Genomic DNA, 13026 nt, shown 5'->3' on the forward strand with positions numbered 1-13026 from the left:
CAGCGCCTGAGCGCCCCCGCAACTGGTCTTCACGCCGGCCACACACTAGGGCAACCCACAGGACCCCACGCCGGTAATGGCCTGATTCCCTCATACCCACCGACGCCCGACAATAAGATCCGCAACCCTTCACATCTGCCCGAACGGAACGCAACGACCTGCCAGGCAACCTCATACGAGGTCGGTGCAGCGGCTTTGGGGTGGCGCTGCTTTGGCGCGAGTGATCATGGCCCCGTAAGCTTCCGGCGCGTCGGGCAGTCTGTGGACCTGCCCGGTAAAGCACGACGTTGGGGCCATGATCTTCGAGGCTCGCGCCAAAGTGGCTCCGTAAAGCCGCGGAGCCGACCGCCCCAGCCACGACGTACCCCCCTTCTCTGGCATCAGGCGGCTGATTGCTTTGAGCGCGGCACGGGCGCCGGCCGGGTTGGAGCGGGGCGGAGACAGGAGCGCAGGCCCGGCCGGGGGCCGGGCCGCGCGCGGGGAGCGAAGCGAGCCGCCTTGAACCAGTGAAGAAAGTTTGAATCACGTCGTGATCGTGCGGCAGTCCCAATCGGCTCAGGGAGAACTGACCGAGCAGTGGGAGGAGTCGTTGGCGGCACGGTCCGCCATGCACCCGCAGTCACCGGTGCGCGCACTCGATGCCTTGCTGAGGGCGTGCCAGCAGTGAAGCCCGGGGAGCGAAATTCCTTGATCCACTCCCCGTTCACTCCCCAGAGGCCTCGACAAACGAGTCAGGGCCGGTTTCCCGTGAAGGAAAACCGGCCCTGACCTGGTGCTTTAGCTGTCGGGGTGGCGGGATTTGAACCCACGACCTCTTCGTCCCGAACTCTCGGCGAGGGGGTCTTTGCGGTCCAGCAAGCTGGTCACTCGGCCGTTGAGGGCTGCTGGCGGTCGGCTGTGGTCACGGTGGTTGCTGTATTCCTCTGCTGTACCGCAGCACTCATTGCGGCCGCTCGCTCCGCCTATGGGTTGTCCCGTAAACGATCTCTGTCTCAGGCTCGTCGGGGGTAGTCAGGGTGATCGGCGTAGGGCGAGGCGAGGTCGAGCAGGTCGGCGCATGGCCAGGTCTCGCCGTCGTACTGACAGTCATCGCGGTTGTCCCACGGTAGTTCGGGGTCGCCCGTGGCTGGACTGAGCACATGGCGGGCGAGCACGCGGCGCTTGGCTTTGACCTCGCGCAGCACGTGGGCCGGGTCGTGCAGCGCCACGTGCAGGGCGACGGTGGGATGGAACCCTGGAAGTTCTCCTTGACCGAAGTCGACCGTGTGCCCGCGGGCGGTCCACTTCCCGCACCCGTCACCGTCGCAGCGTCGGGCCAGGTCGGCCTCCTCGTCCAGCCGTGCGTTGAGGAACGCCACCAGGTCTTGATTCATGGGGCCATCCTGAACGATGCACCGGGCGTGGTCGCCTGATTTCCATGGTGCGGGCCCGCTCCGGCTGGTCGGCCAGCCGGCAGTGGAATGATCTTGATGTGGCTGGTGTGATCACGGCGTCAAAGTCGTCCTGGACAGCCCCGTTCACCGGGCTGTTTCCGGAAGCTCGTGACCGTGCTGCGGCGCGAGGGTGCGGATGCGGTCCGCAAGGGTCGGCCATGGAGCCCCCCGCTGGGGAACCGGGCACTACTGGTCGAGGCTTACTGGCAAACGAACTTGACGATGCGCCAACTCGCCCCGCTCTTCGTGGTGTCCAAGTCGGCAGTGGACCGCATCATCGACCACCTCGGACCGATGCTCGCGCTCCGGCCCCGCAAACGGTTCGCCAAGGACACCGCGCTCATCGTGGACGGCACCCTGGTCCCCGCCCGGGACCACGCGGTGGCGGAGCAGTCCAAGAACTACCGGTACTCCACCAACCACCAGGTCGTCATCGACGCCGACACCCGGCTCGTCGTCGTGGTCGGCCGACCGCTGCCAGGGAACCGCAACGACTGCAAGGCGTGGGAGGAATCCGGCGCCAAGGCCGCCGTCGGCAGAACACTCACGATCGCCGACGGCGGCTATCCCGGCACGGGACTCGTCATGCCCCACCGCCGGCGCAAGGGCGAAGACCTGCCCGACTGGAAGAAGGCGCACAACAAGTCCCACAAGCGGGTCCGTGCCCGCGTCGAGCACGTCTTCGCCCGGATGAAGACCTGAAAGATCCTCTGCGACTGTCGCCTCAAAGGCTACGGGGTCCGCCACGCCATGCTCGGCATCGCCCGCATGTACAACCTCGCCCTCGCCGGATAGGCGAGCGGATCGCACCGCGGCTGACCCTGCTCCCGGCAACTCAAAGGTCATTTAGGGGACAGCCCTTTCCTCCCCGTGAAGATCCGGATGCTTCCGTCGGACATCGCACTTGCATGAGTGGCCATCGAGGGAGCCGCGTCGGGGGCAGGCGTCATATCCCGGTCGGACCGCCTCATGAATCCCGAGAACTACGAACTCCTCACGGAACGGAGCGAGTTGGATCAGTCGAGTCGATTGTCCTGATCTGCCTCGGAGAGAGGTCGGACATGTGAGCTGGGCAACTGAAGCTCCTTGCGTCCACAGGGGCGAGACTGGAAGATCTCGTCAGAACTTCGACTGTATTTTTTTCAATAGAGGGGCCATGTACAACAGATACCGTGCGGCTTTTGTGATGGTAGGCGCCGTCGCCGTCTCGTTAACACTCGGTGCGTTGCCTGGTGCTGCCCACGCGGCCGGCAAGGGACACGGTCACCGGGCTGCGGAGACGCCGCTGAGCCGGGAGGGCTACTGGCCCTTGGAGGGTGCGCCCGGCGGAATCGCTCCCAACGTGGAGCCGGGAGGCCTGTCGCTGACTTTGAACGGCGATGCCTGGATCTACCACAACGAGGACATCTTCGGAGATCCTGCGCTGGTTGATCAGGGCGATCTCAGGCTCGACGGCGACGGCGACTGGGCAGCGACATCCGGAGCGCCGGTCAGCGGGGACGGAAGCTTCACTCTCGCCGTTCGCGCTCGCCCGACCGCAGCCGGCGACAGGACCCAGACCGTCCTGTCACTTCCCGGCTCCGACGCCGACCGCATCGCGATCCGGTACCAGGCGGCAAGCGGCAAGTGGGAAGTCGTGGTGTCCACCAAGGACGAGCCGAACGCTCCGCAAGTGGCCATCACCGAGGAGCAGGCTTTGCCCGATGACGATCCCTACGGCGTGGGCGACCACCTGGCTGTCGTCTTCGACGCCCCCGCTCATGAGCTTCGCTTTTACGTGAACGGACAGCTGGCCAACACGTCCACCGCCGTGGACACGACCTCGTGGGCGGCGTCGGGCGGCCTTCAGGTAGGCCGCTCGGCGATCCACGGTGAGTACTTCGAGGGCACCGTGGACGAGGTGCGCGCCTACTCCGGAGCCGCGAACCCCACGATGATCAGTCAGATGTCCGGACTGACGGGAGTTCCCGACCTCTGAGTGCCAGACGGTCCGGCCATACCGTAGGACCGGTCCTGCCGAACCCCTGCACGCAGGACATCCGTGCAGGGGCTCGCCGAAACCTGGTTCGGGCGGCACGCGGACGCCTTGCTCCTGGTTCTCATCAGGTCGATCATGCGGATCGACGGCTTCGGCCGACCGGTTGCGCTGCAGATTCGCCGCTTGCTCCTTCAAGCTGCTCCACGGTCCCAGTTCCAGAGAAGATCCTGCGGTTGCGATGAGGTACTCGGTTTGAACTGCCGTGCGTAGATGACCTAAACGGCGTCTCGCGTGTGTCCGAGATGCTTGTCCTGGTACCGGACGGGGGCTCGACGCCGCGCGTGGCGGATCCTCAAGCACCCGAGCCCCATAGCCCCGGAGATCCGGATCCTCGGCCCGCTGGGGTGGGAACGCCGCCGGGTCTTGTAGCGCAGGTCCTTCCACCCGGTCTGCAGATTCTCGACGTCGACGATCGCGACGGTCCAGGAAGCGGTGACCGGGCCGAGGCCGAGCGCGAGACCGCCGCGTGCGTGGCCTATGCCATCCAGTCGGCGACCGACGTCCCGAGCGGGCGCGTGATGACGTACGCGGTCCAGAAGGCGGCCACCGCGTTCAAGGAATCCCAGCGGTGGGCGACGGCCGGGACCGGGATGGCGACCGCGTACAGGACGGCCGAGCCCAGGTAGCCGAGGCCGACGGCGGCGGAGAGGTCACCGGCTGCCGTGCCGAGCGCGAAGGTGGCGAGAACGGTGGCCCAGTAGAAGACCTCGCGGCGACGGGTGTGGATGCTGTGGATGGAGAGTGGGTGCTCGCTGCCGTACCAGACGGCGAACACGGCGCCCAGCGCGGTCAGGAAGAGCGGCGTGGAGATCAGGTACGGAACGCCGAGACCGACGTGGAGGACATCCGCGGCCATCGTGCCGAACACGCTGATCATGACGATCGCCGTCCAGTAGACCCAGGCCACGTAACGGCTTATGGCGAACTGGAGTGCCAGTGAGGCCGTCAGAGCCAGCCCGCCGAGCCCACGGCGAGTATGGGCCCGAACCGCTGGGCCAGGAGGTCGGAGGCGGTTTCACCCATTCCGGTGGTCAGCACCTTGATCACCCAGAAGTACAACGTGACTTCCGGGACTTTGCTCGCCAGGACGGCGGCGGCGGCCGGGACGGCTGGAGAGGAGCGGGTGAGGTTGAGGTGCCCGGTGCTCATGCGCCGCACGATGACACGCTCGGTAGCTCCTGTCACAGGGCTCTTTGCCATGGCTTGGACGCTTCTGGAGCAGGACCTGCCAGGAATCACGACGAGTCTGGACACAACCTGAACGGCCTGACGGAATGCCTGGTCAGCCCCATGACCCCGGTGATACGAAAGGAGGCCGCGCGGGGTTCTCCGCCCCCCGGCGCGGCTCGTCCGTCACACTTCCCCGACCAGCACCACCTCCAGGGTGCGCGGACCGTGCACCCCCTCCACCCGGTCCAGTTCGATGTCACTGGTGGCGGACGGGCCGGAGATCCAGGTCAACGGGCGTGCCGGGTACAGGCGTTCCAGGGCCTGGGGGACGGAGGCCACCACCTGGCCGGGGACCCGGACGACGCAGATGTGGTGGTCCGGGATCAGGGTGATCCGGCGGCGGCCCTGGGCGGGGCCGCCGTCGAGGACGATCGTGCCGGTCTCGGCGACGGCGACGGCGCAGCCGGTCACCACGCTCGCCACCTTGTCGAGCTCGCCGGGCGTGCTCACGGCACGGTCGTGGACCTGGGTGGGATCCGCCGCCGACAACCACTCCGGCGGGAGCCCCGGCGGCACGAGCACGTACTGGGACCCGCGTTCGGCGAGCAGCCGCCCGATGAGGTCCGGCAGTTCCTCCTCGGTGGCGCGGTGCACGATCGCCCGGTAGTCCGCGAGGTTCTCCGCGAGCAGGTCCACCGTCTCCGAGAGGCTCCGCGAACCGTGCTCGCGCAGGTATCTCCGGTCGACGGCCTGCTCGTACCGGAGGTCCTTCCCAGGCGGTCCAGGCACGGAGGAAGCGTCGTCCCGGGGGACGTCCGCGAGAGCCCGGCGCACCCGGCCGAGGATCAGATCCCTGCTGCTCACTTCGCCGTGTCCTTTCCGCCGCGCGTACGCTGCCACCACTCGCGGAACGGCTCTGCCGGGACCGCGGGCAGATCACGGGTCCCGCTCCACGCCCGGCCGGGGCCCGGCAGGGTCCGCGGGTGGAAGCGGCGGGTCCGGGAGGCCAGCCGCTGCCCGGCGCCCAGCGCGCCGGGATGGCTGAACGCCCAGCGCGCCGCGCGCATCGCCGCCCGCTCGGCGGCGTGTCCCTTGGCCGGCTTCAGTACGACCGTGTCGCCGTCCCGGGTCGCCCGCCCGCCCTGCGCGATCCGTTCCCGCAGATGGACGAGGACTTCCGGGATGTCGATCGCGACCGGACAGACCTCGTAGCAGGCGCCGCACAGCGAGGAGGCGTACGGCAGGGAGGCGTCGATCTCGCTCGCGGTGCCCCGGAGCTGCGGACTGAGGATCGCGCCGATCGGGCCGGGGTAGACCGAGCCGTAGGCGTGGCCGCCCGCCCGCTCGTACACCGGGCAGACGTTGAGACACGCCGAGCAGCGGATGCAGCGCAGCGCCTGGCGTCCGACCTCGTCGGCGAGCGTGTCGGTGCGGCCGTTGTCCAGCAGGACCAGATGGAAGGCCCGCGGGCCGTCCCCGTCCGTCGTGCCCGTCCACATCGAGGTGTACGGGTTCATGCGCTCGGCCGTCGAGGAGCGCGGCAGGGTCTGGAGGAACACCTCCAGGTCCCGCCAGGTCGGAACGATCTTCTCGATGCCGACGACCGAGATCAGGGTCTCGGGGAGCGTCAGGCACATCCGGCCGTTGCCCTCCGACTCCACGACGACCAGGGTGCCGGTCTCGGCGACCATGAAGTTGGCGCCGGAGACGCCGACTTTGGCGCGCAGGAACTTCTCGCGCAGATGCAGGCGCGCCGCCTCGGCCAGTTCGGCGGGCGTGTCGGTGAGTCCTTCGGGCGCCGCCCGGCCCCAGGCGCCCATCTCGCGGGCGAAGATGTCCCGGATCTCGCCGCGGTTGCGGTGGATCGCCGGGACGAGGATGTGCGACGGCCGGTCCTTGCCCAACTGCACGATGAGTTCGGCGAGATCGGTCTCGTACGCGTGGATGCCCGCTGCCTCCAGCGCTTCGTTGAGCCCGATCTCCTGCGTGGCCATCGACTTGACCTTGACGACCTCGCGCTCGCCGGTGGCCCTGACCAGTTCCGTGACGATCCGGTTGGCCTCCTCGGCGTCGGCGGCCCAGTGCACGATTCCACCGGCCGCGGTCACCGACTCCTCCAACCGCACCAGATAGTCGTCGAGATGGCGGAGCGTGTGATCCTTGATCCGCTTGCCGGCCTCGCGCAGTTCCGCCCAGTCGGAGACCTCGGCGACGGCCTTGGCGCGCTTGGTGCGGATGGTGTGGGTGGCGTGGCGCAGATTGCCGCGCAGGGTCGGGTTGTTGACGGCCTCGTGCGCCGCCTTGGGGAAGGCCGGCATGCCCACGAACGTTCCGCTCATGCGCTCGGCTCCTCTGTCGTCCTCGCGTTCTCGCGGGCTTCCGGGCCCGCGTTTTCGCCCACGTCCTCGCCTGCTTCCGTGCCGGCTTCGGTGCCTGTCCCCGTGCCCGCTCCGGTGCTCGCCAGGATCTCCGCGATGTGCACGGGCCGCATCCCCGTCCTCAGGCGGCCCATCGTGCCGCCGATGTGCATCAGGCACGAGTTGTCCGCGGCGCACAGCACCTCGGCGCCCGTCGACTCGGCGTTGCGTACCTTGTCGAGCCCCATCGCCGCGGAGACGTCGGAGTTCTTGAGGGCGAAGGTGCCGCCGAAGCCGCAGCACTCCTCGGCGCCGGGCAGCTCCCGCAGCTCAAGTCCCCTGACGGCCCTGAGCAGTCGGAGCGGCCGGTCGCCGAGCCCCAGACCGCGCAGCCCGTGACAGGTGGGGTGATAGGTCACGGTGTGCGGGTAGTACGCGCCGACGTCCGTCACACCGAGGACGTCGACCAGGAACTCGGTGAGCTCGTACGTCCTCGGCACGACCGGCGCCAGTGTCCTGGCCAGGGTGTCGCCGCGGCCTTCCGCGCGGGCCCGTTCACCCATCCGCGGATACAGCTCCCGCACCATCGCCCCGCACGACCCGGACGGCGTCACGATCGCCTCGTACTCCCCGAACACCTCGGCGAAACGCCGGGCGAGCGGCTCGGCCTCATGGCGGTAGCCGGTGTTGTAGTGCGCCTGGCCGCAACAGGTCTGCCCCATCGGGAAATCGACGTCGACACCCAGCCGGGTCAGCAGATCCACCACGGCGCGGCCGGTGCCCGGATACAGCGTGTCGTTGACACAGGTCAGGAACAGGGCGACACGCATCGCGGCTCCTCGGGGTCGGTCATGGACGGTTGCAGGGTACGCGGCGGTGTCCGCTTCATGGGCGTTTCATCCTCGGTGCCTCACGGTGTGCCGAGCCTCGCCTCGGCCGCGCGCCAGGCCGCCGTGTCGCCCCGCGGCTCGTAGCGGCGCAGTGGCTGGGTGCGCGCCACCAGCTCGCGCATCCCGGCACGGTCGCCGACCAGTCCGTGTGCCCGCGCCTGGACGAGGACGTTGCCGAGCGCGGCCGCCTCCGCCGGGCCCGCCACGACCGGCAGCCCGCAGGCGTCGGCGGTGAGCCGGCACAGCAGCTCGTTGCGGGTGCCACCGCCGACGACGTGCACGACGTCGACCGGATGTCCGGCGAGGGACTGCGCCCGCTCGATCGCCCGGCGGTGTGCGAGCGCGAGGGAGTCGAGGATGCAGCGGGTGATCTCGGCGCGGGACCCGGGCACCGGCTGCCCCGAGGCCCGGCAGGCGTCCGCGATCCGCGACGGCATCCGGCCCGGCGCGAGGAACGCCGCGTCGCCCGCGTCCACGACGGACCGCAGGGGCGCCACCTGGGCGGCGGCCGCGAGGAGTTCACCCAGATCGGGGTCGCCCCACTCCCGTACGCACTCCTGGAGCAGCCACAGGCCCATGATGTTGCGCAGATAGCGGACCGTGCCGTCCAGGCCCAGTTCGTTGGTGAAGTTGGCGGCCCGGCTCGCCTCGGTGAGGACGGGGGCGTCCAGCTCCAGGCCGGCCAGGGACCAGGTGCCGGTGCAGATGTAGGCGAACCGCTCCCCGGTCGCGGGAACGGCGGCCACCGCCGAGGCCGTGTCGTGCGAACCGACCGTCGTCACCGGCACCGGGCCGGTCATTCCGGTCTCCTCCAGCACGCGCGGCAGCAGGGTCCCGGCCGGGTCGCCGGGACGGCGCAGCGGCGGGAACAGCCGCAGGTCGATGCCGAGTCGTTCCGCCAGGCCGTACGACCAGTCGCGGGTCCGCGGGTCGATCAACTGCGTGGTGGAGGCGTTGGTGAGCTCGGTGCCCATCTCACCCGTGAGCCAGTACGCCAGCAGGTCGGGTACGAGCAACAGGTGCTTCGCCGAGGCGAGTCGGGCGGAGGAGCGGGCCGCCGTGAGCTGGTACAGGGTGTTGAAGGGCGCGTACTGCAGCCCCGTGGCCGCGTACAGTTCGGCGGCGGGCACGCTCGCCCACACCTTCTCCGCGACACCCTCGGTGCGGGCGTCGCGGTAGTGCACCGGGTTGCCGAGCAGTGCTCCGTCGGCGTCCAGCAGACCGTAGTCCACCGCCCAGCTGTCGATGCCGACGGAGTCGACCCGCCCGGCCGCGCGCAGTCCGTCGAGGACACCCGCGTACAGCCCGAGGATGTCCCAGTGCAGCCCCTCGGGGACGCGGACGGGCCGGTTCGGGAAGCGGTGCGCCTCGGCCAGTTCGAGCGTGTCCGGGCCGACGCGGCCGACCATGACGCGCCCGCTGGACGCGCCGAGGTCGACGGCGGCGTAGGCACGCGCCGGGGCGGTGCGCGCGGAGGAGGCGCGCGGTGCGGAGGTGCGCGGGGCGTTCATCGGCGTCATCGCAGGAAAGCGGCGGCGACGCCGGCGTCGACCGGGATGTGGAGGCCCGTGGTGTGCGTCAGGTCCCCGCCCGTCAGGGCGAACACGGCGGCCGCGACGTGCTCCGGCAGCACCTCCCGCTTGAGGATGGTCCGCTGGGCGTAGAACTCGCCGAGCTTCTCCTCCTCGATGCCGTACGTCGCCGCCCGCTGCGCGCCCCAGCCGCCCGCGAAGATGCCCGAGCCGCGCACGACACCGTCCGGGTTGACACCGTTGACCCGGATGCCGTGTGCGCCCAATTCGGCTGCCAGCAGCCGCACTTGGTGGGCCTGGTCGGCCTTCGTCGCGGAGTAGGCGATGTTGTTCGGGCCGGCGAAGACCGCGTTCTTGGAGGCGATGTAGACGATGTCGCCGCCCAGCTTCTGCGCGATCATCACCCGGGCCGCCTCGCGCGAGACGAGGAAGGAGCCGCGCGCCATGATGTCGTGCTGGAGGTCCCAGTCCTTCGCGGTGGTCTCCAGGAGCGGTTTGGAGATGGAGATGCCCGCGTTGTTCACCACCAGGTCGACACCGCCGAAGGCCAGCACCGCGGCCTCGAAGGCCTCGGCGATCCGCTCCTCGGAGGTGACGTCCACGGCGACGGCGACGGCCTTGTCGGGACCGCCCAGTCCGGCGGCGACCCGCTCGGCGCCCTCGGCGTTCAGGTCGGCGACCACGACACACGCGCCCTCGGCCACCAGCCGCTCGGCGATGGCCCTGCCGATCCCGCTGCCCGCGCCCGTCACCAGGGCGACGCGGGTGGCGAGCGGCTTGGGCTTCGGCATCCGCCGGAGCTTGGCCTCCTCAAGGGCCCAGTACTCGATGCGGAACTTCTCCGACTCCTCGATCGGCGCGTACGCCGAGACGGCCTCGGCACCGCGCATCACGTTGATCGCGTTGACGTAGAACTCGCCCGCCACCCGCGCCGTCTGCTTGTCCTTGCCGAAGGAGAACATGCCGACCCCGGGGACCAGCACGATCGCCGGGTCAGCGCCGCGCATCGCGGGGGAGTCGGGCAGCGCGTGCCGCTCGTAGTAGGCGGCGTACTCCACGCGGTACTCGGCGTGCAGCTCCGCGAGCCGGGCGACCGCTTCGTCGAGGGGGGCGGCCGGCGGCAGGTCGAGCACGAGCGGCCTGACCTTGGTGCGCAGGAAGTGGTCCGGGCACGAGGTTCCGAGGGCCGCGAGCCGTGGGTGCTCGGCGCGGGCGAGGAAGTCGAGCACCTCTTCGGAGTCCGTGAAGTGGCCGACCTGCGGGCGGTCCTGGGAGGCGACGGCCCGGATGTGCGGCGCGAGCGCGGCGGCCCGCTCGCGGCGGCCCCGCGCGTCGAGTGCCTCGTACCCCTCGACGACGGGCCCGAACGGCTCGGCCTTTCCCCGGTCGGCGAGGAAGGCCTCGGCGGTGCGGATGACGTACAGCGAGTTGCGCTCGCACTCCTCGGCGGTGGCGCCCCACGCGGTGATGCCGTGGCCGCCCAGGACACAGCCGACGGCCCCCGGGTTGGCCTCCTTGACCGCCGCGATGTCCAGCCCGAGCTGGAAGCCGGGCCGGCGCCACGGAACCCACACCACACGGTCGCCGAAGCACTCGGCTGTCAGCTTCTCCCCGTCGGCCGCGCAGGCGAGCGCGATCCCCGAGTCGGGGTGCAGATGGTCGACGTGCGGGGCGTCGACCAGCCCGTGCATCGCCGTGTCGATGGACGGCGCGGCGCCGCCCTTGCCGTGCAGGCAGTACTCGAACGCGGCCACCATCTCGTCCTCGCGGTCGACGCCCGGGTACACCTCGGTCATCGCGCGCAGCCGGTCGAGGCGCAGCACCGCGAGTCCGGACTCGGTGAGGGTGCCGAGGTCGCCTCCGGACCCCTTCACCCACATCAGCTCCACGTCACCGCCGGTCACGGGGTCGGTGTCGGTGCCCTTCGCGGAGGCGTTGCCGCCCGCGTAGTTGGTGTTGCGGGGATCGGCGCCGAGCCGGTGCGACCGGGCGAGCAGAGCGGCGGCTTCGGGATGGGGTGCCATGTTCCAGGTCCTTAAGGAGAGTGTGTGGGTTCACTGGGGAACGAAGCGAGGAGGAGCGTCCTTCAGGGGCGCGGGGAACTGCGCGATCAGCCCAGGACGACCCGCGGTCCGCGACGGGCCTCGCGGGGCAGACGCGGTACGGGGCTGGACCCTGGCCCGCGCGACAGAGAGAGCGTGGTGTCGGCCTTCAAGTCCCGCGCCCCGTGGGCCGGGGGCGGCGCCGGAGCCGACGCCCCGACCCCGCCGGGGGCGTCCCACGGCGAGCGAGGAGGTGCCGGCATGGGGCCAGGGTCCCTAGGCCCCCCACCCCGCCTGGGTACCCCCGACCCGCTCGGAGGCGATCCGCTCCGCCCACCCGGAGCGGTGGTACGCGGCCACCGGGTCGGGGTCGAGCCCCAACTCCGCGCGGACCTCGGCGAGCAGCGGACGTACGTCCGTGTTGTACGCGTCCATCAGCACCGCGTTCGCGGCCAGCACGTCCCCGGTCCGCTGGGCCTCGGCGAGCGCGGCACCGTCGACGAGGAGCGCCTTGGCCGTGGCCTCCTGCACGTTCATCACGGACCGGATGATCGCCGGGATCTTCGCCTCGATGTTGTGGCACTGGTCGAGCATGAAGGCGACGTCCGGGGTGAAGCCGCCGCCGCGGATCACCTCGTACATGATCCGGAAGAGCTGGAAGGGGTCGGCGGCGCCCACCATCAGGTCGTCGTCGGCGTAGAAGCGGGAGTTGAAGTCGAAGGCGCCGAGCCTGTTCTCGCGCAGCAGCGTGGCGACGATGAACTCGATGTTGGTGCCGGGGGCGTGGTGCCCCGTGTCGACCACCACCTGCGCCCTGGGGCCGAGCTTGAGGCAGTGCGCGTACGCGGTGCCCCAGTCGGGGACGTCCGTCGCGTAGAAGGCGGGCTCGAAGAACTTGTACTCCAGCAGCATCCGCTGGTGGTCGCCGAGTCGCGCGTAGACCTGCGCCAGCGCCTCCGCCAGCCGGTCCTGGCGTGCGCGGAGGTCGTCCTGGCCGGGATAGTTCGTCCCGTCGGCGAACCACAGCTTCAGGTCCCGCGAACCCGTGGCGTCCATGATGTCGACGCATTCGAGCAGGTGGCCGACGGCCTTGCGGCGCACCGCCGCGTCCGGGTGGCAGACGGAGCCGAGCCGGTAGTCGTCGTCCTGGAAGGTGTTGGAGTTGATCGCGCCGAGCTTCAGGCCGCGCTCCTCGGCGTGCTTGGCGAGCGCCGCGTAGTCGTCGGTCCTGTCCCAGGGGATGTGCAGGGCGACGGTCGGGGCCGCGCCGGTGAACTCGTGCACCTTGGCGGCGTCGTCCAGCTTCTCCTGGGGGGTCCGGGGCACGCCCGGTTGCGCGAACACCTTGAACCGGGTCCCCGAGTTCCCGTACGCCCACGACGGCGTCTCGACGGCCTGGGTCTTGAGAGCGGCCTTCACCGCGGCGAACTCGGTCACTTCGGGACTCCTACGACTTCGAAGGGGACGGCTTGTCCGACGGCTTCCCGAACCGTTCGAGGCGGTGTCCCGGGGCGCTTCCCGAAGGACGCTCCGCGGGACGTCCGCCCATGCTGTTCAGCGGACT

The 13026-nt window shown here is 70.1% G+C and carries 9 protein-coding genes and 2 pseudogenes; 2 read left to right on the plus strand and 9 right to left on the minus strand.

Annotated elements, in window-relative coordinates:
- Positions 1 to 992: 992 nt before the first annotated feature.
- Complete coding sequence (locus tag ACFYW9_RS33910; protein ID WP_389158626.1) at positions 993 to 1373, minus strand: DUF6221 family protein; 381 nt, start codon at positions 1371 to 1373, stop codon at positions 993 to 995.
- A gap of 98 nt (positions 1374 to 1471) precedes the next feature.
- Between ACFYW9_RS33910 and ACFYW9_RS33915 the strand changes: the two are divergent.
- Together ACFYW9_RS33915 and ACFYW9_RS33920 are read left to right on the plus strand one after the other, a co-directional pair.
- A pseudogene (locus ACFYW9_RS33915) lies at positions 1472 to 2228 on the plus strand (transposase).
- A gap of 361 nt (positions 2229 to 2589) precedes the next feature.
- Complete coding sequence (locus ACFYW9_RS33920; RefSeq protein ID WP_389158629.1) at positions 2590 to 3411, plus strand: LamG domain-containing protein; 822 nt, start codon at positions 2590 to 2592, stop codon at positions 3409 to 3411.
- A gap of 535 nt (positions 3412 to 3946) precedes the next feature.
- Here ACFYW9_RS33920 and ACFYW9_RS33925 read toward each other — a convergent pair.
- The 8 genes and pseudogenes from ACFYW9_RS33925 to rhaI all read right to left on the minus strand — a co-directional run bounded on the left by ACFYW9_RS33925 (position 3947) and on the right by rhaI (position 12899).
- Positions 3947 to 4378 carry a hypothetical protein gene (locus ACFYW9_RS33925; protein WP_389158632.1) on the minus strand — a complete coding sequence of 144 codons (432 nt, stop codon included), beginning with the start codon at positions 4376 to 4378 and terminating at the stop codon, positions 3947 to 3949.
- 38 nt (positions 4379 to 4416) lie between these two features.
- Positions 4417 to 4620, minus strand: coding sequence for a hypothetical protein (locus ACFYW9_RS33930; protein WP_389158635.1), 204 nt, complete (start codon positions 4618 to 4620; stop codon positions 4417 to 4419).
- A gap of 204 nt (positions 4621 to 4824) precedes the next feature.
- Positions 4825 to 5505 (minus strand): lactate utilization protein C, encoded by a 681-nt coding sequence (locus tag ACFYW9_RS33935; RefSeq protein ID WP_389158638.1) that lies wholly within the window; start codon positions 5503 to 5505, stop codon positions 4825 to 4827.
- The gene (locus tag ACFYW9_RS33940) at positions 5502 to 6980 is read right to left on the minus strand and encodes a LutB/LldF family L-lactate oxidation iron-sulfur protein (protein WP_389158642.1); all 1479 of its coding nucleotides are present in this window, start codon (positions 6978 to 6980) and stop codon (positions 5502 to 5504) included. Before ACFYW9_RS33940 ends, ACFYW9_RS33935 begins: the two co-directional genes overlap by 4 nt.
- Positions 6981 to 7093: 113 nt before the next feature.
- A pseudogene (locus tag ACFYW9_RS33945) lies at positions 7094 to 7828 on the minus strand ((Fe-S)-binding protein); the annotation flags it as partial.
- 80 nt (positions 7829 to 7908) lie between these two features.
- Positions 7909 to 9399 (minus strand): rhamnulokinase family protein, encoded by a 1491-nt coding sequence (locus tag ACFYW9_RS33950; protein WP_389158645.1) that lies wholly within the window; start codon positions 9397 to 9399, stop codon positions 7909 to 7911.
- Between the two features lie 5 nt (positions 9400 to 9404).
- The gene (locus ACFYW9_RS33955) at positions 9405 to 11444 is read right to left on the minus strand and encodes a bifunctional aldolase/short-chain dehydrogenase (protein ID WP_389158648.1); all 2040 of its coding nucleotides are present in this window, start codon (positions 11442 to 11444) and stop codon (positions 9405 to 9407) included.
- A gap of 294 nt (positions 11445 to 11738) precedes the next feature.
- The gene (gene rhaI / locus ACFYW9_RS33960; RefSeq protein WP_389158651.1) at positions 11739 to 12899 is read right to left on the minus strand and encodes an L-rhamnose isomerase; all 1161 of its coding nucleotides are present in this window, start codon (positions 12897 to 12899) and stop codon (positions 11739 to 11741) included.
- Between the last annotated feature and the right edge of the window lie 127 nt (positions 12900 to 13026).

Origin of the sequence: Streptomyces sp. NPDC002698 (genome assembly GCF_042888945.1) — a bacterium.
Lineage (GTDB): Bacteria > Actinomycetota > Actinomycetes > Streptomycetales > Streptomycetaceae > Streptomyces.

Coding starts and splice junctions, on each gene's coding strand:
- ACFYW9_RS33910 (WP_389158626.1), bottom strand. CDS start 1,373: ATGAATCAAGACCTGGTGGCGTTCCTCAACGCACGGCTGGACGAGGAG.
- ACFYW9_RS33920 (WP_389158629.1), top strand. CDS start 2,590: ATGTACAACAGATACCGTGCGGCTTTTGTGATGGTAGGCGCCGTCGCC.
- ACFYW9_RS33930 (WP_389158635.1), bottom strand. CDS start 4,620: ATGAGCACCGGGCACCTCAACCTCACCCGCTCCTCTCCAGCCGTCCCG.
- ACFYW9_RS33940 (WP_389158642.1), bottom strand. CDS start 6,980: ATGAGCGGAACGTTCGTGGGCATGCCGGCCTTCCCCAAGGCGGCGCAC.
- ACFYW9_RS33950 (WP_389158645.1), bottom strand. CDS start 9,399: ATGAACGCCCCGCGCACCTCCGCACCGCGCGCCTCCTCCGCGCGCACC.
- ACFYW9_RS33955 (WP_389158648.1), bottom strand. CDS start 11,444: ATGGCACCCCATCCCGAAGCCGCCGCTCTGCTCGCCCGGTCGCACCGG.